This is a genomic window from Streptococcus cameli, assembly GCF_053207365.1.
The window spans coordinates 89,176-107,935 of record NZ_JBRUIM010000003.1 but is presented as its reverse complement, the minus strand read 5'-3'; the positions used below and the strand labels follow the sequence as shown (position 1 = coordinate 107,935).

General features: G+C 43.3%; 21 protein-coding genes, 2 tRNA genes and 1 pseudogene. 5 read left to right on the top strand and 19 right to left on the bottom strand.

The features are described from left to right. Positions 1-12: 12 nt before the first annotated feature. The 3 genes and pseudogenes from ACVR1I_RS07315 to ACVR1I_RS07305 form a co-directional block, all read right to left on the bottom strand. Positions 13-174: pseudogene (locus ACVR1I_RS07315) on the bottom strand (YiaA/YiaB family inner membrane protein); the annotation flags it as partial. Between the two features lie 265 nt (positions 175-439). Continuing rightward, the gene (locus ACVR1I_RS07310) at positions 440-1,168 is read right to left on the bottom strand and encodes a hypothetical protein (RefSeq protein ID WP_447443366.1); all 729 of its coding nucleotides are present in this window, start codon (positions 1,166-1,168) and stop codon (positions 440-442) included. A 193-nt stretch (positions 1,169-1,361) separates the two neighbouring features. Beyond that, positions 1,362-1,961, bottom strand: coding sequence for a hypothetical protein (locus ACVR1I_RS07305; RefSeq protein WP_447443365.1), 600 nt, complete (start codon positions 1,959-1,961; stop codon positions 1,362-1,364). 263 nt (positions 1,962-2,224) lie between these two features. Between ACVR1I_RS07305 and ACVR1I_RS07300 the strand changes: the two genes are divergently transcribed. After that, positions 2,225-2,295: transfer RNA gene (locus tag ACVR1I_RS07300), tRNA-Cys, on the top strand. Between the two features lie 201 nt (positions 2,296-2,496). Here ACVR1I_RS07300 and nusG read toward each other — a convergent pair. From nusG to pbp2a, 4 genes are all read right to left on the bottom strand, one after another. Further along, on the bottom strand, positions 2,497-3,036 hold the full coding sequence (gene nusG, locus ACVR1I_RS07295; protein WP_447443364.1) for a transcription termination/antitermination protein NusG: 540 nt from the start codon (positions 3,034-3,036) through the stop codon (positions 2,497-2,499). An 87-nt stretch (positions 3,037-3,123) separates the two neighbouring features. Further along, positions 3,124-3,300 carry a preprotein translocase subunit SecE gene (gene secE / locus ACVR1I_RS07290; RefSeq protein WP_447443363.1) on the bottom strand — a complete coding sequence of 59 codons (177 nt, stop codon included), beginning with the start codon at positions 3,298-3,300 and terminating at the stop codon, positions 3,124-3,126. A gap of 9 nt (positions 3,301-3,309) precedes the next feature. Continuing rightward, the gene (rpmG, locus tag ACVR1I_RS07285; RefSeq protein WP_447443362.1) at positions 3,310-3,462 is read right to left on the bottom strand and encodes a 50S ribosomal protein L33; all 153 of its coding nucleotides are present in this window, start codon (positions 3,460-3,462) and stop codon (positions 3,310-3,312) included. A gap of 47 nt (positions 3,463-3,509) precedes the next feature. Further along, on the bottom strand, positions 3,510-5,690 hold the full coding sequence (gene pbp2a / locus ACVR1I_RS07280; RefSeq protein WP_447443361.1) for a penicillin-binding protein PBP2A: 2,181 nt from the start codon (positions 5,688-5,690) through the stop codon (positions 3,510-3,512). A gap of 178 nt (positions 5,691-5,868) precedes the next feature. Between pbp2a and ACVR1I_RS07275 the strand changes: the two genes are divergently transcribed. Both ACVR1I_RS07275 and ACVR1I_RS07270 read left to right on the top strand, forming a co-directional pair. Beyond that, on the top strand, positions 5,869-6,840 hold the full coding sequence (locus ACVR1I_RS07275) for an NAD(P)/FAD-dependent oxidoreductase (protein WP_447443360.1): 972 nt from the start codon (positions 5,869-5,871) through the stop codon (positions 6,838-6,840). A 2-nt stretch (positions 6,841-6,842) separates the two neighbouring features. Next, the gene (locus ACVR1I_RS07270) at positions 6,843-7,700 is read left to right on the top strand and encodes an RluA family pseudouridine synthase (protein ID WP_447443359.1); all 858 of its coding nucleotides are present in this window, start codon (positions 6,843-6,845) and stop codon (positions 7,698-7,700) included. A 75-nt stretch (positions 7,701-7,775) separates the two neighbouring features. Here the strand turns inward: ACVR1I_RS07270 and ACVR1I_RS07265 are convergent, their stop codons facing one another. The 8 genes from ACVR1I_RS07265 to rsgA form a co-directional block, all read right to left on the bottom strand. Then, positions 7,776-9,101 carry a DUF2254 domain-containing protein gene (locus ACVR1I_RS07265; protein ID WP_447443358.1) on the bottom strand — a complete coding sequence of 442 codons (1,326 nt, stop codon included), beginning with the start codon at positions 9,099-9,101 and terminating at the stop codon, positions 7,776-7,778. A gap of 195 nt (positions 9,102-9,296) precedes the next feature. Then, positions 9,297-9,566, bottom strand: a complete 270-nt coding sequence (locus tag ACVR1I_RS07260) for a chorismate mutase (RefSeq protein WP_447443357.1) — start codon at positions 9,564-9,566, stop codon at positions 9,297-9,299. A gap of 58 nt (positions 9,567-9,624) precedes the next feature. Further along, positions 9,625-10,440 carry a pur operon repressor gene (purR, locus tag ACVR1I_RS07255; protein WP_447443356.1) on the bottom strand — a complete coding sequence of 272 codons (816 nt, stop codon included), beginning with the start codon at positions 10,438-10,440 and terminating at the stop codon, positions 9,625-9,627. A gap of 88 nt (positions 10,441-10,528) precedes the next feature. Continuing rightward, positions 10,529-11,473: a 3'-5' exoribonuclease YhaM family protein gene (locus ACVR1I_RS07250; RefSeq protein WP_447443355.1), complete on the bottom strand. Its 945-nt coding sequence runs from the start codon at positions 11,471-11,473 to the stop codon at positions 10,529-10,531. After that, a complete protein-coding gene (locus ACVR1I_RS07245) occupies positions 11,463-12,710 on the bottom strand; it encodes a DNA recombination protein RmuC (protein WP_447443354.1) in 1,248 nt (415 codons plus the stop codon). The genes ACVR1I_RS07250 and ACVR1I_RS07245 overlap by 11 nt, the downstream gene beginning before the upstream one ends. A 1-nt stretch (position 12,711) precedes the next feature. Beyond that, positions 12,712-13,344: a thiamine diphosphokinase gene (locus ACVR1I_RS07240; RefSeq protein ID WP_447443353.1), complete on the bottom strand. Its 633-nt coding sequence runs from the start codon at positions 13,342-13,344 to the stop codon at positions 12,712-12,714. Continuing rightward, entirely contained in the window at positions 13,337-13,996 is a 660-nt protein-coding gene (rpe, locus tag ACVR1I_RS07235; protein WP_447443352.1) for a ribulose-phosphate 3-epimerase, read from the bottom strand. Before rpe ends, ACVR1I_RS07240 begins: the two co-directional genes overlap by 8 nt. A gap of 18 nt (positions 13,997-14,014) precedes the next feature. Further along, positions 14,015-14,890, bottom strand: a complete 876-nt coding sequence (rsgA, locus tag ACVR1I_RS07230) for a ribosome small subunit-dependent GTPase A (RefSeq protein WP_447443351.1) — start codon at positions 14,888-14,890, stop codon at positions 14,015-14,017. A gap of 177 nt (positions 14,891-15,067) precedes the next feature. On the opposite strand from rsgA, the gene ACVR1I_RS07225 reads away from it, so the two are divergent. Then, a tRNA-Leu gene (locus tag ACVR1I_RS07225) sits at positions 15,068-15,149 on the top strand. 73 nt (positions 15,150-15,222) lie between these two features. Here the strand turns inward: ACVR1I_RS07225 and ACVR1I_RS07220 are convergent. Next, the gene (locus ACVR1I_RS07220) at positions 15,223-15,774 is read right to left on the bottom strand and encodes a TetR/AcrR family transcriptional regulator (RefSeq protein WP_447443350.1); all 552 of its coding nucleotides are present in this window, start codon (positions 15,772-15,774) and stop codon (positions 15,223-15,225) included. Positions 15,775-15,908: 134 nt separating this feature from the next. On the opposite strand from ACVR1I_RS07220, the gene ACVR1I_RS07215 reads away from it, so the two are divergent. Beyond that, positions 15,909-16,424 carry a VIT1/CCC1 transporter family protein gene (locus ACVR1I_RS07215; protein ID WP_447443349.1) on the top strand — a complete coding sequence of 172 codons (516 nt, stop codon included), beginning with the start codon at positions 15,909-15,911 and terminating at the stop codon, positions 16,422-16,424. A 103-nt stretch (positions 16,425-16,527) separates the two neighbouring features. Here ACVR1I_RS07215 and ACVR1I_RS07210 read toward each other — a convergent pair whose 3' ends face one another. The 3 genes from ACVR1I_RS07210 to ACVR1I_RS07200 are packed head-to-tail and all read right to left on the bottom strand — an operon-like array spanning position 16,528 to position 18,390. Beyond that, positions 16,528-17,085 carry a GNAT family N-acetyltransferase gene (locus ACVR1I_RS07210; protein ID WP_447443348.1) on the bottom strand — a complete coding sequence of 186 codons (558 nt, stop codon included), beginning with the start codon at positions 17,083-17,085 and terminating at the stop codon, positions 16,528-16,530. Between the two features lies 1 nt (position 17,086). Further along, a complete protein-coding gene (gene rsmA / locus ACVR1I_RS07205; RefSeq protein ID WP_447443347.1) occupies positions 17,087-17,959 on the bottom strand; it encodes a 16S rRNA (adenine(1518)-N(6)/adenine(1519)-N(6))-dimethyltransferase RsmA in 873 nt (290 codons plus the stop codon). Positions 17,960-18,003: 44 nt separating this feature from the next. After that, on the bottom strand, positions 18,004-18,390 hold the full coding sequence (locus tag ACVR1I_RS07200) for a hypothetical protein (protein ID WP_447443346.1): 387 nt from the start codon (positions 18,388-18,390) through the stop codon (positions 18,004-18,006). Positions 18,391-18,760: the final 370 nt, after the last annotated feature.

The window sequence follows — 18,760 nt, the reverse complement described above, 5'->3', positions numbered from 1 at the left end:
CTTTTCTATTTTCTATTCTGACTGTGTATTACTTTCTTTCCAATCCGCAAAGTCGTTCTCGTCTTCTTGGTTATCACGAACCACTTTAGCGACTGTGAAAGACGATGAAATCAAGCCAACAGAAGCCATCAAATAGTATCCTTTTACCATGAGAGGCTCGCCTGGCGCGTACAAAGCATATTGGGGTGGACTTGCCTTAATCTCTTCTAATATTCATTCTGCCGCCCTGCAGCTTCATGGAGATTTGCAATCGTATAAGGAAACTCTTCATCGCTTGATAGAAATGTCATCTTATACCCTTTAATTCTAAACCTTTTTACCCTCTAACACTTTTCCAAGTCCCTTCTATAGCCGATAGATTATCTGAAACAATCGCAGCAACATCAACCTTTTCGGACTCTGAAACAGTCTGATTCCGCTCTACCGTACCGGTCGCTGGTTATGGAAAAGTTTTCCAATCAAGGGTATTTACATCTAGAATATCCGAAGCTTCTTTTCCAAAATTTGCCTCTATTGATTCTGACGGTAGCTGAAAATCCTCTTGCATGACTTCAATGAGGTCTTCTCCGTCGAGTTCATAAAGGACTCCTGTCGCCTCACCTGTGCCAGAGCTCCAGTAAATGGTTAAAAAGCTATTATCCGTGTAGAGCTGAACCGCCGTCCTCGCTCCACCTACCCCAGCTACAAAACCTTCAGCAACCAAACAAACAGATCCCTTTTCAATGTGATAAAGACCTGTCACAAAATAAGTTCCCTCACTTTGGGCTGAACCGGTCAGCATTTCTAACTGCCCATCTTTGTCAATATCGTAAAAGGCATAGCGAAGGTTTTCAGGGTAACGAACGGTTGGCTCCACAACCCAGGAATTGATTTTCGTGGTTAAGGATTGAAGCAATCGGGCATAGACCTCTACATCCTCCGGTGTATAGTCGGAGTGAGCATAGGAAAGGATTTTCCCATAATCATCAAATATCGAAGTATAGACTTGGATGGCTTCTTCCTGTGTTTGCTTTTTTGGTGTCTCTTCCACAACTGCCTTTTCTTCACTAGAAGACTGTGATGTTGTCGTTGATGATGCTGGTGCTTTGCCTTGCTGTGGAACTGCCACACAAGCTACCAAGAATGAAGCTAGCACCCCGATACAGAGCAATTGGCGAAAATAGTGCATAACGATCTCCTTATCTATATAATCCTGATAACAGTACAGCATATTTTACTTAAAAGGATATGTGTTTTTAGAAATAGATCATCTTTTCTAGATTACAGAATGCATTGGCAAGAACGACTTTAATCAGATACACAAAATAAGCTCGGAACAGATCATTCCAAGCTCAAAATGGATTTCTAAAGTTTTTTGTTGATCATTGTTTGATTAAGAGAGGAGACATCTGAGGGATTGGGCTAGCATAATCAAATTCTTCTTCAACAGGTACTGACCAAACCAATACCTTTAATTGGTCTCCCTCAAGTAGCAGTCCGTATTCGTATTTGATGCCTTTTCCTCCTAATTGATAACCTGGAATCAGAGCGTATATTTGAGAAGTATCCTGCAACAGATATCGGTAGGTATTGGGAATCACTTCCTCTAGTCCTTGGACTTGAGCAGTCGATTGAAACCTATTGGCTTCCATAAAAGTTTCAACTATGCCGTTTTCCGAAAATACCATGGTCACATAGCCTATATTGTCGGAATACCCTCTCCAGGTACCCAGAAGCTTGGGCGGGAAAATTCCCTCATCCTCACTAGTACTTGTTGGAGTTTCTTCAGAAAAAGTAGCAGGTGCGGAAGACGAGGATGGAGGAACAGTTTCCTCAGATTGATTATCCGATTCAGTAGAAGAAGTGCTGGTTTGACGAGACTCCTTGCGGCTATATCCGATATCATCTAAATTTTTACTACCACAGGCAACAAGCACAAAACAGACCAACGACACTAACACGTAAGCAACAACTTTTTTCATGGAAGAATTCTCCTTGTCCAATCATACTATATGATTTCTATTATACCCCGACCACAAAGCTTTTTCAAATTAAAAAAGGGATTGTTTCTTTTTCCGAACTCTGTCCAACAATCATCTGATCGATCCTACCATAGCCCTAGTCATACAAAGAATTGGACAGTTGCCACATCAATCCTTCCCCCTTCGCACTGATAATATATTAGGGAATTGCTAACTCAGAACTTGACGAGAAAGGTATTTTACGATAAAATAGTCTCTGTTATGGCGGTATAGCCAAGTGGTAAGGCACGGCTCTGCAAAAGCTTGATCGTCGGTTCAAATCCGTCTACCGCCTTTTAGTACCTGATTTAGCAGGAAACAACCGAATGAAAAGCTCGTAAAAACGGGCTTTTTTGTTTTTGTATTAGGTTAAACCATGGCAACTATGGCAAAGTTAGTGGGCATATCCAAAGATGACTGATGGCTGATTACTATCACCCCCTATAACAACAATCTTACAAGCAAAAAATAAGTTCCAACATTTGGAACTTATTTTTTATAATTCAGCGATTTGACTCAAATTGACTTCGGCAACTGTATCGTTACCGAACATAGAGATGATCATTTTGACCTTGTTGTTATCAATCTCAGATACTTTTCCTTCGTAACCAGAAAAGGCCCCATCAATGATGCGAACAGTATCACCAACCTGTACATGGACATCAAACTCTTGAACGGTTTGCCCCATCGAAATCAGGATTTGGCGAATTTCTTCTTCCAAAAGTGGCGTTGGCTTTGAACGGTTCCCGTGTGAGCCGACGAAACCAGTAACGTTTGGCGTATTCCGCACCACAAACCATGCTTCATCTGTCATAACCATCTCAACCAAGACATAACCTGGGAAGCGGTTTTCTTCAATTTCTTTTTTCTCACCATTTTTTTCAACTTGAACGGTTTGTGTTGGAATTTCCACGCGCAAGATATTTTCCAACATGTTATAGGTGTGAGCCCGTTGCAAGAGGTTTTCTTTGACCTTGTTTTCGTAACCTGAATAGGTCTGCAAGACAAACCAACCCTTATCAAAACTATCTAACATCCTTTTATCCTTTCATAAGAAAAAAGCCCGAAGGCTTTTGCTGTTGTGTTCATTATAGCACGGCGCCTGAGCCCACGCAAGTATTTACTAAAAAATATTCAGAAGGGACAAGATCCCTTTTGACACAATCAAATCGAATAGGTAGACCAATACAATAAAGAAAGCACTATACTGAATAACAGAAACAAAGTCTGTCCAAGCTTGCTTTTTCGTAGGCCATGTGGTATCTCTTAAAATTTGAATCGTTTCTTTAAAAAAATTCACGATGTTCTCCTATCTGGTTTCTTTGTGGCTCGTATATTGTCCACAATGTTTGCAATATTTATTTACTTCTAAACGTGTGGGTTTTGGGGTACTAGAGAGTTTAATCGAGTAATTTCTAGAACCACATATCGTACACGCTAGGCTTGCTTTTTTTAATGCCATAAGCCCTCCATTTTTCTTATTGTATCACGTTTTTTTGGTTTTGACAACTAGTCAAACCAGCCTTGAATTTGATCCCATAAGGTTTTGGCTCTTTCTGGCAATTTCGCATCTCGGATATTGTTTTTGGTGTCCTCTAATAGATTCTGTGTTTTTGAGGCCAATTCATCAAGATTGGATTGAATTTCTTGGGTCTGTGAAGCAGTGACTTCGTCAACCAGAGGGGTATCAATGCCATTCTTGACATAGGCGTTTTCAACAGTAAAAGGCGTGGCTTCTGTATAAGGAAGAAGAGAGGCTGCGACCGTTTGAAACACCAGAGGCGCCATCCATGAATTACTGCTATCGATATAATGGGTTTCGTCAGTCTTTTCAAAACCAACCCACTGGCTAATCACCAAATCAGGTGTATAGCCAATAATCCATTGGTCATTGATCAAACTTCCATCAAATCCCGTTTCTGTCGTACCGGTCTTACCCGCTATATTGTAACCATAAACATCGGCATTATAGCCTGTACCGTTTGTAAAAGTCCCCAACATCATAGAGGTCATTTTATCTGCTGCCGCCTTGCTCAATACCCGGGTATTTTTTCCCTTATGTTGGGCTACTGTTTTACCGTTTGCGGTTTCAATACGGGTAATCAGATGAGCATCTGGCATCAAGCCACCATTTGCAAATGTTGCATAGGCTTGTGCCATTTCGAACGGATTGGTCGAAACACCGCTACCAATAGAGACCCCCAGAACCATGTCAACACCGTCCATCTTCAGGCCAAATTTTTTCCCGTATTCAAAGGCTTTGTTAATGCCTAGTGTATTGACGGTAGCTGCAGCAGGTAAATTCAATGATTGGGCCAAGGCTTGGTACATCGGAACACTTTCGGATGTTGTTCGATCATAATTATGAAGCGTATAGGTGCCGTAAGTCTCCGTATGATTGTCCAACTCCTGATCCATGGTCCATCCAGCTGCAATAGCAGGTGCATAAGCGACCAGTGGTTTAATGGCGGAGCCTGGACTCCGTTTTGATTGGGTGGCAAAGTTAAAACTACGAAAATCCGCACCTTCCGAACTATTGACACGTCCGACCAAGGCCCGTACACCCCCTGTCTGTGGATCAAGCGCAACACTAGCGGATTGCGCAGAGCTGCCATCATAGATAGAAGTCGGAAAACGGTACTCTTCATTGTACACAATCTGCATACTCGCTTGTGACTGCTGGTCCATCTCTGTATAAATACGGTATCCGTTGTTGATGATGTCACTCTCTGTCAACCCGTAACGATCAATCGCTTCGGCAATCACTGCATCAAAATAGGATGGATAGCTATAATTACCTTGTTTTCCTGCATAGGTATCTACTAATTGTCCAGCCATATCCACTTGGAAGCCAGCATCGGCAGTCGCTTGGTCAATGTACTTAGCATCGACCATGGATTGCAAGACCGTATTGCGACGGTTGGTCGCGTACTCCAAGGAATAGTAAGGATTGTAAATTTCGGGTCCTTTAAGCATTCCTGCAATCGTGGCAGCTTGTTCTAAGTTTAAATGGGCAGCACTGGTCCCAAAATATTTCTGTGCCGCATCTTCCACACCCCATACTCCATTTCCAAAATAAGCATGGTTGAGGTACATGGCCAAGATTTCTTCTTTTTTATATTCCTTGTTGATCTCAAGGGCCAAGAAAAATTCTTTTGCCTTACGGGTAATGGTTTGTTCTTGGGTCAAGAAGGCATTTTTAGCCAATTGTTGGGTCAGAGTCGATCCCCCACCACTTCGTCCTAGTGTGACCACCGCTAACAATGTCCGCTTGTAATTAATCCCTGAATTTTTATAGAAAGTTCGGTCTTCTGTCGCAATAACAGCATTTTCTAAATGGTCACTAATGGCATCTAATTCGACATAGGTTCCTTTTTGGCCGGACAACGTCCCAGCCTCTATTTCATCTTTGTCATAAATAACCGTAGTCGTTTTGAGGGCTGCCTGCAAGTCTTCAACGTTTGCCGTCTTGGCTAGGTAAAATAAATAACCTCCGACCACTAAGACAACTAAGCCAATCACAATCAACAAAATCTTTGTCAATTGATAGCGACGCCAGAAACGTCGGATAGGCTCGGGAATCCGAGATTGTTTTTTGGGTTTGGTATCAGGAGTTTCCGAATGCTCACGTCTACTTCTTGAACGCGAAGCTACACGAGAATACTCTTCCTGTTCTCTATACTCGTCCATACGATTTCCTTTCTGACTAGGAGATTTCTTCCTATTTTACTATTTTATCGAATTGCCAGCATTTTTTCAGCTAAAAAGCAACTTCTATCCGCTTACACACTGAAAAATCAGTCGTTAGACGGAAAAAACGATCTTTTTTATGATAAAATAAAGCTACTCTGACTAAAAAGGATTAACTATGACTGACATCTATGACATTACCATCATCGGAGGCGGACCAGTTGGCCTCTTCACTGCTTTTTATGCCCATCTTCGCCAGGCTAAAGTGAAAATCATCGACTCTTTGCCACAACTTGGCGGTCAACCAGCTATCTTGTATCCTGAAAAAACGATCTTAGATATTCCAGCATACAAATCATTGACAGGACAAGAATTAACCGACAACCTGATCTCCCAATTAGAGGGATTTGATACCAGCATTTGCCTCAATGAAACCGTGCTAGGCATCACTTCACAAGAAGACCACCTTGAAATCAAAACCAGCAAAACCACCCACCAAACAAAAGCCATTATTGTCGCCATGGGGGGAGGAGCTTTCAAGCCACGTCCATTGGAAATTGAAGGGGCTGATGCATTTGACAATATCCACTACCATGTTTCCAATATCCAGCAGTATGCGGATCAAGATGTTCTGGTCTTGGGCGGTGGTGATTCTGCCGTTGACTGGTCTTTGGCCTTTGAAAAAATTGCCAAGTCTACCACCATCGTTCACCGCAGAGAAGCCTTCCGTGCCTTAGAACACAGTGTCAAGGATTTAGAAGAATCAACTATTTCGATCCAAACCCCTTATTTACCAATTAGCCTATCCGGTGAAGAAAATAGCGCCCGCGAGTTGACGGTCAAAAAAGCCAAGAGCGACGACACCAAAACTTTTTCCTTTGACCACCTCTTTGTCAACTATGGTTTCAAATCCTCTGTCGGCACCTTGAAAGAGTGGGGATTGGACCTACACCGCCATCGTATTTTGGTCAATAGCAAGCAAGAAACATCCTTACCAGGTGTCTATGCTGCTGGTGACTGTTGCTTCTATGACGGAAAGGTCGATTTGATTGCGACAGGTTTCGGTGAAGCACCAACCGCTGTCAACAATGCCATGCACTTTATCAATCCAACTGAAAAAGTCCAACCCAAACACTCTACAAGTCTCTAAGCATGAAATATACTATTACCATTCCTGAAACCCTACCGAGTATGACAGTCAAAGAGCTCTTGGAAGAACAATTCCTTATCCCACGGAAAATTCGCCATTTCCTACGAACCAAGAAGCACCTACGCATCAATGGACAAGCTTTGCATTGGCAAGAGACAGTGCAAGCAGGAGATGTGGTCGAGTTGACTTTCGATAAAGAAGATTATCCTGAGAAAATCATTCCCTTGGGCAATGCCAGTGTCGTTGAGGAGCTCTACCAAGACGAACACCTGATCATTGTCAATAAGCCTGAATCCATGAAAACCCACGGCAATGAACCGACCGAAATAGCACTCCTCAACCATGTGTCAGCCTATGTCGGTCAGACCTGCTATGTCGTGCACCGTCTGGATATGGAAACCAGCGGAGCCATCGTCTTTGCTAAAAATCCCTTTGTCCTCCCCATCCTAAACCGACTTTTGGAAGACAAGCAGATTCAACGGCGATACTTTGCTCTCTGTCAGGGCACCTTCCCAGAAGGAAAGCAGGTTTTCAATGATAAAATCGGACGGCACCGCCATGACCGCCGTAAGCGTGTGGTGGACCCTCGAGCCGGCCAAACAGCCTGCACCCATGTAGAGCTACTGCAAAGATTTGGACGGACCAGTCTCGTTTCCTGTCAATTAGAGACGGGACGAACCCATCAAATCCGGGTTCATTTAGCCCATCACGGCCATGCCATTATCGGAGACCCCCTCTACGGCACTCAACCATCTACTCGGCTAATGTTACATGCCCAAGAACTGACTTTGGTTCATCCTTTTACACTAGAAACCATTCGTGTTGAGGCAGCTTCTACAAGCTTTGAAAAAAATCTCTAAAATTAAAAAAACAGGACAGGGTCCTGTTTTTTATTTGTCAGTAGATAAAACCTTATGACTTCAGCTTTTACAGGTTTAGTCTGCTTCTCGAACAGCCTTTTTATCCGAAAGATTGTCACGGTTGGTCTCAAAATTTTCCTTGATACGGGCCAACATCTTCTTATCCAAAGAAGTGGTCAAGGCCTGGTCACAGACTTCATAAACAAAGTCAAAGAACGCTCGAACTTCTTTCTTAGCCACATCGGCTGAAATCATATAAATCATAGAGACACTCTCCAAAATCGCATTGGCGACTAAGGGATCAGACTTCCCATAAAAAAGGATTTGGTTAAAAGTGAGGTACATCTCCTCTTCCACCGAATAGGACTGGTAGACAATCTTACTTTGTTCGTCTTCAGCTAGGACAATAAAGTTGTTTTCGGTCGAAAACAATTGTCCCAAAAGCAGGGCTAATTTTTTGATACAACTGATAGCAGTATTGGGATCATTGACACCTGGGCTTAGCGCCTTAAGGGCAATTTCAATCAAATTAGTCAACTCAAAATGGTAGTCTTGGCTCTCATTTTTAACAGTATTGATAATCAAGGCGTTAGAAATAGCTTGCAGCAAATCGGTTTCTTTTCCTTTATCCAAGGCATCTTCTTCTGAAAGATAGAGCGTTGCCATATAGACCCCTTTTGGTACATATTCACCAATTTTCTTGGTGATGACCAACTCAGACGGAAAATCTTTTAATAGCGTTAACAAGGCAGACCGATTGATATCATAGAGGTAACCTGTGCTATTTCCGAAAATATTGATTCCAGTTGTAATCTGATTGGAATCATAGCGTTCTGAATTTTTACGCTGCTCTGCTTCTTTCACAATCAGTTTGTTGGCCTGTTGGTAAACATTGTGGATGACATTTTCAAACTTTATATCCCGCAACACTCTTCTGACAAATAAAACAAAAGCAAACATAGATACGATGGCATAAAAGACCGCAATCGTCCCTGAAATCACCATGACATCTTCTGATAGATTTTGCAGGAAAAATAGGGCCGTTACACTGTAAAAGAAACCGCCAATGAAGATTCCAAATAGGCTCAGTACATGTGGTTTGTCAATAAAATCCTGTACAATACGTGGTGTAAAAGAGTTGGAATAATAGTTGAGTATGGTTAAAATCGTGGTCAGTGTAAAGGTCGAAACCGTCAAAAACACCCCTGAGAGATTGGATAAGAAAGAAGTTGAAACCTTGGTTGATAGCAAAAGAACTGGTGGAATGGCCTCTTTTAACATGGGGTGTTGGTAATCAACCAACCAAGTCACGATCAATAACAGAACAGATAAGAGGCTATAACTGAGAATACGGATAAAGTTTTTATTGTTAAAATACCCCAAACGAATTTGTTGCAACATAGCTCCATTCACTTTCTTATAGTTTGATGTAAGAAAAATCATTTTCCTTATAAATCGGTGTCTGTATTATCATATCATAAATACAGTCAACAAAAGCTATTTCCTACACCTTTTCCCATACAAAAAACTGGAATTCGATGTACCCAAAAAATCAACTAGATAAACAACCGCCTAGCAAGACGGATTGTTTATCAGTTATTGTTTTTCCATCCATTCTTTTTGGTGGCTACGGGAAATCCGCATTAGCTCAGTATACAAGTCAGCTAGCTCTGCTTTTAAAGACGCATCTTTCAAATAGCCTTGAACTTTTTCAATCACTTGCTGTTCTCGGCTGGCATCTAAAACTTCCATGCCATTTGTTAATTTCACACGCGCCACATCTTCAACAACTCGTGTCCGTTCTTCAAACAGGGCCACAATCTCGCGGTCAATGCGGTCAATTTCCTTGCGTTCTTTTTCTAACATTTTCTTTTCTCCATCTCAACATGATTAGAAAGGCTGAGACAATCATCTCAGCCTAATCTTATTTGTCAAACATATTTCCCAATTCTACCTGAACACGACCTTCTTTCACATTGATGTCTGTAACAGCAAGAATCGACTTGTAGTTGGCTACGCTTCGAGCACCTTTTTGGTTCTCCGCAAAAACTGCCACACCCGCTAAGGTACTGTCAAACTCAGATAATAGGCTGATCATACCATTGATGGTTCCACCATTTTTCAAAAAGTCATCCACAATCAAGACCCGACTACCAGCCGGTAAACTGCGTTTAGACAAGAACATCTTCTCAATCCGATCGCTTGACCCTGATACATAATTGACAGATACAGTTGAGCCTTCTGTAATTTTCAAGTCCCGGCGAACAATAACAAAGGGAACATTTAAGACATTGGCAACAGCATTGGCCAAGGGCACCCCTTTGGTGGCGACTGTCATCACGGCATCAATATTTTCATGGCGAAAATGATCTGCAATAATCCGACCGACATTTTTTAAGATGTGTGGTGTCGACAGCAAATCGGAGGAATAAATATAGCCCCCCGGCAAAATACGGCTACTTTCCGCAATACGGACCCGCAAGTCCTCTGCAATGGCCAATGATTCTTCCTGTGAGATAGCAGGAGTGAAAACAACTCCTCCACTGGCTCCAGTGATGGTCTCAATATGGCCGATAGAGCTTTCCTCAAAGGCTTTTTTGATGATGGCAATGTCTTCTGAGATGGACGATTTAGCCGATTCATATTTTTCTGCAAAAGTATTTAAACTCGTCAATTCGTAGGGATGGTTGATGAGATAGTTGGAAATAACAACCATTCGTTCACTTCGTCTCAGTTTCATATTGCACTCCTCTTGTTTTTTTCTATTATAGCATAAATAAACGAAAAAACGAACTTTTTCTATAAAAATAAGTTCGTTTTTCCGTCTTTTATTTGTCAATGTTCGGTTTGTAGAAGGCACGATTATCCATGGCAAAAATCCGATTGGTCATTTCACCCTCGCCAACCTTGTCCAAGGCAGTGAGCATCATCATCATCTCCGCATCGATGTTGTCGATCATATGCAAAATCTCTGCTTCCATGATTTGAGGCCGTACCGGACTACCGTATTCTAAAAGGCCATGGTGACTCAAAACCACGTGGCGTAGAACTGTCACATCTTCCTTGTCATCATCAATTCCCAACTCCAAAATAGTTTTGGTGATTTCTTCGTTGATCAGGGAAATGTGGCCAATGAGGTTGCCACGAACCGTGTAGCCAGTATTGTCTGGTCCTGTCAATTCAATGACCTTGGCCAAGTCATGCAGCATAATGCCCGCAAACAACAGACTCTTGTTTAACTGAGGATAGACATCCCCAATCTTATCCGCCAAGCGGACCATGGTCGCTGTGTGGAAGGACAATCCTGAATAAAAGGCATGGTGATTGGTTTTGGCCGCTGGATAAGAATAAAACTCCTTGTCGTACTTGCTGTACAAGGCACGGACAATCCGTTGCCAAGTCGCGTTCTCAATCCGAAACACAATCTGGCTGAGGTAGTCTCTGGTATCCTTGACATCCACTGGTGGTTTTTCCTTGAAGTCTGCTGGATCATTTGGCTCATCAAACCGTGGCAAACGCAGGCTAATCTGGTTGACCTGAGGCGTGTTGTTGTAGACTTCACGTCGGCCTTCCATATGGACAACTGTTCCAGCTACAAAATCCTTGATTTTTCCGGGCTGAGCATCCCATAGTTTGCCTTCAATTTCACCCGTATCATCTTGAAAAGTCAAGGCCAAGTAATCTTTTCCAGCTCTAGTCTGGCGCACATCCGCTGTTTTAATCAAGTAGAATCCTTCAAAGAATTCATCCTTGCGCATCTGGTTAATTTTCATCTTCTTCCTCACTGATTTCTGATAGTTGTAGGAGACTGCGGGTCTGGTCATCTTCGTAGAGTTCGATGGTACGCAAGGTCCGCTCAATGGCATTGGTTCTTCGGGTTAACAATTCATCCAAGTTACTGCTAGCATTGTTGAGGTGTTTTTGAGCTTTGACAATAATATCGCCAAATTTACCGAACTCCGTCTTGACATTGCCCAAAACCTTACTAATATCATGGGCTGACTTTTGAATGTTGAGGGTCTTAAAGCCAACCGACAAGGAGTTCAAAAGGGCGGATAAGGTCGATGGCCCTGCCACTACGATGTGCTCATTGCGGCGCAAATCATCAAAGAAGGCTGGATTGCGGACAATCTCAGAATACAGACCTTCTGTCGGCAAAAAGAGAATGGCAAAATTGGTCGTTTCTGGTGGATTGAGGTACTTGCTTTCAATGTCCTTAGCGAAGCGTTTAACAGAGGCCAGAAGACTCTTTCTGTAAAACTCAATCTGATCCTTGTCACCTTCCTCATAGGCATCTTCCAAGCGGTAATAATCAGCCAAAGGAAACTTGGAATCGATCGGCAAATAGACAGCTTCTTGCCCAGATTGACCCGGCATTTTTACTGCGTATTCAACCCGTTCACTGGAGCCTGAAACCGTCGCAAATTCCCGTTCGTATTGGCTCGGTACCAAGATATCTTCAATAATCTGCCCCAGTTGCAACTCCCCCATGATCCCGCGTGTTTTGGTATTGGAGAGGACCTTATTGAGCGTTCCCACATCTCGGGCTACTGTCTGCATTTCACCTAGACCACGATTGACTGACTCCAATTGTTTTGACACAGTTTCAAAGGAGGCTTGAAGGCGGGTTTGGAGCGTTTTCTCCAACTTTTCCTCCACCGTCAGCCGCATTTCCTCCAAGCGTTTTTCATTAGAGGTTTGAAGAGCCTCCAGCCGTTGGTCTGTTGCGTCACGATTTTGCAAGAGACTCTGGTTTAAATCTTTTCGAAGGTCCGTTAATTGCTGGTACAACTCCCGTCTCACTTCCGTCAGCTCTTGTTGCAGTGCTTGTTGCTGGAGAAATTGCTTGTGCTGCCCATTGTCCAATTGGTAGGTCAGCTGATCCGATAGCTGGTCCGCTGTCGCCTCCGATTCCCGTGACAACTGACGGCTCAAATCCTGCATTCGAAACACTAGCAAGACAATTCCTAATAAGATTGCCAGCATGATTACAATAATGATGATATCCATCTTACCTCTCGTCTCTACTATAAACAATCACAACATATCCAGTATCCAAGTCAATCTCAATATCCCCTTGGACAAACTCATTGCTGCTGTAACATTTTTTGAAAAAGAAATTTTCCTCGTTCAATAGATATTTCGCATTTCGGATGGTTAATTGACTACCATCTGATGGCATAAAGGAAATATAATCCATACCTTCTTTGGGAGCAATCGCATGTTTCCCTGCTGGTCGATAGGTAACCCAGTTGATATTTCCTGCTAATTCAATTTGCTCCATAAAAGGAGATAGATCCGGCTCACTGGCCAAAAACAGGTTGGATAAATAGTGGTCCAGACGGCCTCCCAGAGCTCCAAAAACGGTCACTGTAGCTTTTGGGTAGCGGGAAAAGACTGTCTTTAGGGCCAATTCCAAATCGGTATCATTTTTTTCAGCAGGTGCCTGGAGCACTTCTTTGGCTTGCTGGCGAATCACTCGCAATTGGTGCTCGCTCACCGAGTCAAAATCTCCAATAGCCAAATCCAGTGGCAACTGGTGCTCTAGTACAAAAAGGGAGCCTGCATCCACTCCGACAAAGACATCAAAGTCTGTCTGGAGCAGGTCCAGGTCTCCACCGGCAAAGATAGCGATCCTAGTCATCTAAAGCCGCTCTCAGAGTTTGCACATTTGCAGCCAAGTCTCCACGGTAAAGATAGGATCCCGCTACAAAAACATTAGCGCCAGCTTCTTTGGCAGAATGAATAGTCTTGTCATCGATACCGCCATCCACTTCAATGTCAAAGTCCAAGCCTTTGGCTTCTCTCATGCTTGCTAAAGCAGCGATTTTTTCCGCTACTTCAGGAATATAGGCTTGGCCACCGAAACCTGGATTGACTGTCATCAAGAGCACCTGATCGACCAAAGCCAAGACATGTTCAATGGCAGATAAAGGCGTTCCTGGATTGATCACGACTCCTGCCTTCATGCCCGCTGCACGAATTTTTTGTAAGGCACCATGAATGTGTTGTGTTGCTTCTGCATGAATGGTCAAAATGTCAGCACCAGCACGCGCAAAAGACTCAATGTGATTTTCCGGATTGGATACCATCAAGTGGCAATCAAAAACCAATTTGGTATGAGGACGCATACTGGCCACTACATCTGCTCCAAAGGTAATATTGGGAACAAAGTGACCGTCCATCACATCAATATGAACATACTCAACACCTGTTGCTTCCATACGTTTCAATTCAGATTCAAAATTTGCATAATCTGCTGCTAAAATCGATGGAGCAATTTTGTAATGTGACATAAGAGACCAACTTTCTATTTATTTTCCTTTTTTACTAACTTTTTTATAGGTTTCTCGAACCTGTTGTACTTCGCTTAAGAATTGCAGGTAATTATCATAACGACTTTGGGCTACTTTTCCAGCTTCCACTGCCGGTTTGACCGCACAGCCTGGTTCGTGCGTATGGGTGCAGGTCCGGAACTTACAGTCCTGAGACACTTCTGCCAATTCAGGGAAACAATCATTGAGCAACTCACTCTCCTTGACCTCGTAATCAAGAGAGGAGAAACCTGGAGTGTCAGCGATTTTTCCACCATGAACATTGTAGAAACTAACCGCCCGTGTCGTATGCCGACCACGGCCTAAACTATCCGAAATGTGCCCTGTTTCCAAGGCTAATTCGGGAGCAATTTTGTTGAGAAGAGTGGATTTGCCAACACCCGTCTGCCCCATGAACACCGTTAATTGGTCTGTCAAATAAGGCAACAAGGCTTCTAAGTCATACAAGAAGGGATAGCCAATTTTTTCATAGATTGCTTGGTAGACATCCAGTTCTGTCCGGTCCTCGAGCAAATCCAATTTGGTAATATAGACAATGGGGCGGATGGTTTTTTGCTCCAACAACACCAAGAATCGGTCCAATAAATTGGCATTGAAGTCTGGTTCTTTAGCGGACATGATGACCACGGCCTGGTCAATATTGACAATCGGTGGTCGGACTAGACTGTTTTTTCGCTCCTCAATGCTCAAAATATAGCCTTCGGATTGTTCTTCAGCTGAGAACTCGACCAAGTCTCCGACATAGGGGGTCTGCCCCTTCTTTCGAAAATTCCCACGCGCCCGTGTTTGATATACCTGACCTTCTGACTCGACATAATAAAATCCAGCCAAGGATTTGATGATTCTACCTCGCAACTAAACTCCCTTTCTTCCATGAGTTCCTAGACGAACTAGGCCCATTTCACTACCCCTATTATAGCAGAAAATCACTGTCTTTGAGCTCAAAATGTTGGCCTCCTCTTTAAAAACAGCATTTTTCAACTCAAAACTTGTTTTTTTCATCAATTTTGTGTATCATAATCTTACCATTTGGCGGAGGTGGTGGAACGGCAGACACGCATGCTTCAGGCGCATGTGCCCCTAGGGTGTGAGGGTTCAAATCCCTTTCTCCGCATAAAAGAGCAAAAGAGACTGGAAGAAATTCCAGTCTCTTTTTTGAACATTTGATAAAAATAATTTTTGTTTCCCTAGGCCAACAAGCCAAGGTAATAAAAGCTAATGGCCCTGGCAGAAATTTCTTCTTTCTGATCCAACCACCAACGCAAACAGGTTAAAAAAATGCCTGTGATTTGTTCTTGGATCAAACTATCTGGTAACTTACTGGTCTTGAAGTAATCTTCCCGTACCAAAGGGACCAAATGCGTTTTCAGATGGCTAACAAAGCTACGCTTAAAGTAATCATCATCCAGTTTAAACAGGGTCGCAACCTTTCCCTCGTTGTCCTTAAAATGCTGGAAAAGATGAGTCAACAGGTCCAATAAGGAATCCTCTGTTAGCCCTGATTCTTGATGAACATGCTCATGATAAGACGACGTTTCAAAAACATGTTGAAACAGATGGTCCGTCACTGCAAAAAGCAGGTCATCTTTGCTGGTAAAATGACTATAAAAGGTGCTGCGGCCAATACGAGCCCTCTCAATAATCTGGGCCACACTAATTTGGCGAAAATTTGCTTGATTCAACAAGTCAAAAAAGGCTTCGAAAATGGCTTCTCTCGTCTTTTGGCTACGGATATCCACGGCATTCCTAGACAGTTTGCACAGACTGTTCAATAACGGACAAACTGACCTTTCTGTTTGTATTTTTCTTTTTAAAAAAGTCTTATACTATTATTGTAGAAAAGAAAATTTATTTTGGCAAGGAGGGACTGACGATGAAAACGAACTATAACCGATTCAATCTGAGCTACTATGCCAAATCCATCACCTATGGAGGGCTAGACGGCATCATCACCACCTTTGCCGTGGTGGCGGGCGCCATCGGGGGGCAATTGGGAACACCTGCTATCGTCGTTCTGGGCTTCTCCAATCTACTGGCCGATGGTTTTTCCATGGCTGCCGGCGACTACCTGAGCTCCACCACTGAGGAAGATAGCACACCTAAACAGGCCCTGAAAAATGCCCTAGCTACCTTTCTCTCCTTTAACTTCTTTGGCTTAGTGCCCCTCCTTGCCTACTTGCTTCTGGCCCACGGGGCGCAGTTTTCTGAGCAGGTCACCCTCCTCTTGGCTAGCGGGGTCATTTCACTGGCCTTGGCTGCTCTGGGTTGGGTTAAAGGAACCATTACAGGACAGAGTAAAAACACAGAAATCTTACGCACCCTGTTGGTCGGTCTCACAGCAGCCCTCGTGGCCTATGGTATTGGTCAGGTACTGGGCCAGCTGATTTAAGAAAGTAAAACCCCCGAGTGTTGACACTCGGGGATTGCTTTTATAAACCTACTTCTTGCAAGCTATCGACCAGTCTGGCAAAATCAGCCTGAGACAGGGCCAACTAGCACAAATTTTTAGCGTAGATGACCTGATTCACCCAACGGTCGTCTTGGTAGTGAAAGGCCTTACGAACGCCTTCGCACTCAAAACCCAGCTTGGTTAGGAGGGCTTGAGAAGGAAGATTGTCTTCATCCACATGGGCTTCCAAACGATGAAACTTTAGCTGAGTTTTAGCCAGCTCAAGAAAGGCCTGTAAGGCTTCAAAGGCATAGCCCTGTCGCCAGAGGTAGTTGTGGATGGAATAGCCAAAATCTGCCCAGTCCATATTGGCACGGGCCAGAGTGGCTAGATTGAGCATGCCCACATGCTGGCCATCATGTGTAAAGATAGCAAAAATGTACTGCTGGTCCGACTCCCAGAGCTGGTGGTGGTGGGCAACCAAGTCATCAAACCAAGTCTGATCGCAAGGCGTCATGTCTAAGTAGCCATCATCAAAAGCTGTCTGAGCTGGTTTTCTCTGGGCAAAACCCTGATACCAAGCTTCATAATCCTCTGATTGGAGCGGTCGAATGACCAGTCGCTCGGTGCTTGCTGTTAAAAATGGAATGGTCTCTGTCATCTTACAACCCCACTTCTTGCAAACTGTCCGCCAGTCTGGCAAAATCAGCCAGGGTCAGAGCTTCTCCGCGGACATTGGGTGCCAGCTCTGCCATTGCCAAGGCCTGCGTCAGCTGGACCTTGACAGGCTCGGACTTACCAAAATGGCTGGTCAAATTATTCCACAGGGTCTTTCTACGATGGACAAAACTGGCCTTGGACACGCGGAACAAGAAATCCTCGTCTTTGACCTCCACCAAGGGTTGCTCCCGACGAACCATCTTCAAAATAGCTGAGTCCACATTTGGAGCAGGGACAAAGACCGTTCTTGGTACGATAAAGGCCACCTTGGCCGTCATGTAATATTGAACTGCGATGGACAAGGAACCATAGGCCTTGGTGTTTGGCTCAGCTGAAATCCGGTCTGCCACCTCTTTTTGCATCATGACCACAAATTCTGAAAAAGGAATCTTGCTCTCAATCAAATGCATCAGAATCGGTGTTGTGATGTAGTAGGGCAGGTTAGCCACCACCTTGATCGGCAAGTCTGGATTCTTAAAAGCCTTGATTTGGGTCTGCAATTCCGCCTTCAAAATATCTTGGTTGACCACTTGGACATTTTCAAAATCGCGCAAGGTATCTGCCAAAATCGGAATCAAACGCTCATCAATCTCAAAGGCCATAACCTCTGCTGCATTCTCCGCCAAAAATTCCGTTAAAGCCCCTATTCCAGGGCCAATCTCAATGACGTTGACCGACTTGTCAATCTCAGCCGTATCCACGATTTTTTGTAAAATATTGGTATCGGTCAAAAAATTTTGACCGAAGGATTTCTTAAAGGTGAAACCATGACGGTCCAAAACCGCTTTGGTCACACTGTAATCTGCAATTCTCATATGTGTTCTTTCTCTTCTCAATCGTCTATTTCTGCTCGAAAGTGTTATTCCATCACTCCCAAGTCATCAAAGTAATATTTTTGTAAAAACTCTTCTGTCGTGACCTGGCTCTCAAAACTATAAAAATCACGGAAAATCTCTACAACTGGTTGCTGTACTGCCACCTCATTTGTATAGCATTCTTGGATACTGCCAATTGTAAAAAGCGTACTCTTTAACAACCTATTATCTGCATTTTCATAGGACATTTCCAAATAGGGAGCCAAATAAGCAACCAGTTCCTCTTTAGGATGCACTAAATCCGTTTCGATTTCCGACAGCAACTCAACCAATACCGTCACCACATCAAAACTGGAATAGCCATCTGGATAAGGTGGTTCAAATTGATTTTGTAGAAAACATTTTACCGCATATAAAGCTTTATCTGGCATCTTATTCACCTTCCTCTTAGAGCACAAAAACAACCTTCCATCTGTTCAATCAATCCATAACAGAAAAATCTGTACATTAGGTCTACCAGTCCGACCAAGACTGTCCAGATAGATAGGTATCTAGACCATACCAACTGAACAAGCATGGCACCTGTACAAAAACAGATAAGGGAAACCATCAAGCTCTGTCCTTTGTCATGCCAGAAAATCAGAAAAAGACGTTGGAGGGCAGCAAAGACGACTATCAGACAGACTAGCCAGAAAAAGCCCGTTGGCAAGGACTTATCTGCTCCTAGATAGAAAACAAATAGCCAGACTGAACAAAAAACAATAAAATTGGTAAGGACTACTCTGTGAAGTGACTGAGAGC

What these genes read in the sequence shown, in the direction of transcription:
- ACVR1I_RS07310 (WP_447443366.1), bottom strand. Translation starts at nt 1,168, where the DNA reads ATGCACTATTTTCGCCAATTGCTCTGTATCGGGGTGCTAGCTTCATTC.
- ACVR1I_RS07305 (WP_447443365.1), bottom strand. Translation starts at nt 1,961, where the DNA reads ATGAAAAAAGTTGTTGCTTACGTGTTAGTGTCGTTGGTCTGTTTTGTG.
- nusG (WP_447443364.1), bottom strand. Translation starts at nt 3,036, where the DNA reads ATGTTAGATAGTTTTGATAAGGGTTGGTTTGTCTTGCAGACCTATTCA.
- rpmG (WP_447443362.1), bottom strand. Translation starts at nt 3,462, where the DNA reads ATGGCATTAAAAAAAGCAAGCCTAGCGTGTACGATATGTGGTTCTAGA.
- pbp2a (WP_447443361.1), bottom strand. Translation starts at nt 5,690, where the DNA reads ATGGACGAGTATAGAGAACAGGAAGAGTATTCTCGTGTAGCTTCGCGT.
- ACVR1I_RS07275 (WP_447443360.1), top strand. Translation starts at nt 5,869, where the DNA reads ATGACTGACATCTATGACATTACCATCATCGGAGGCGGACCAGTTGGC.
- ACVR1I_RS07270 (WP_447443359.1), top strand. Translation starts at nt 6,843, where the DNA reads ATGAAATATACTATTACCATTCCTGAAACCCTACCGAGTATGACAGTC.
- ACVR1I_RS07265 (WP_447443358.1), bottom strand. Translation starts at nt 9,101, where the DNA reads ATGTTGCAACAAATTCGTTTGGGGTATTTTAACAATAAAAACTTTATC.
- ACVR1I_RS07260 (WP_447443357.1), bottom strand. Translation starts at nt 9,566, where the DNA reads ATGTTAGAAAAAGAACGCAAGGAAATTGACCGCATTGACCGCGAGATT.
- purR (WP_447443356.1), bottom strand. Translation starts at nt 10,440, where the DNA reads ATGAAACTGAGACGAAGTGAACGAATGGTTGTTATTTCCAACTATCTC.
- ACVR1I_RS07250 (WP_447443355.1), bottom strand. Translation starts at nt 11,473, where the DNA reads ATGAAAATTAACCAGATGCGCAAGGATGAATTCTTTGAAGGATTCTAC.
- ACVR1I_RS07245 (WP_447443354.1), bottom strand. Translation starts at nt 12,710, where the DNA reads ATGGATATCATCATTATTGTAATCATGCTGGCAATCTTATTAGGAATT.
- ACVR1I_RS07240 (WP_447443353.1), bottom strand. Translation starts at nt 13,344, where the DNA reads ATGACTAGGATCGCTATCTTTGCCGGTGGAGACCTGGACCTGCTCCAG.
- rpe (WP_447443352.1), bottom strand. Translation starts at nt 13,996, where the DNA reads ATGTCACATTACAAAATTGCTCCATCGATTTTAGCAGCAGATTATGCA.
- ACVR1I_RS07215 (WP_447443349.1), top strand. Translation starts at nt 15,909, where the DNA reads ATGAAAACGAACTATAACCGATTCAATCTGAGCTACTATGCCAAATCC.
- ACVR1I_RS07210 (WP_447443348.1), bottom strand. Translation starts at nt 17,085, where the DNA reads ATGACAGAGACCATTCCATTTTTAACAGCAAGCACCGAGCGACTGGTC.
- rsmA (WP_447443347.1), bottom strand. Translation starts at nt 17,959, where the DNA reads ATGAGAATTGCAGATTACAGTGTGACCAAAGCGGTTTTGGACCGTCAT.
- ACVR1I_RS07200 (WP_447443346.1), bottom strand. Translation starts at nt 18,390, where the DNA reads ATGCCAGATAAAGCTTTATATGCGGTAAAATGTTTTCTACAAAATCAA.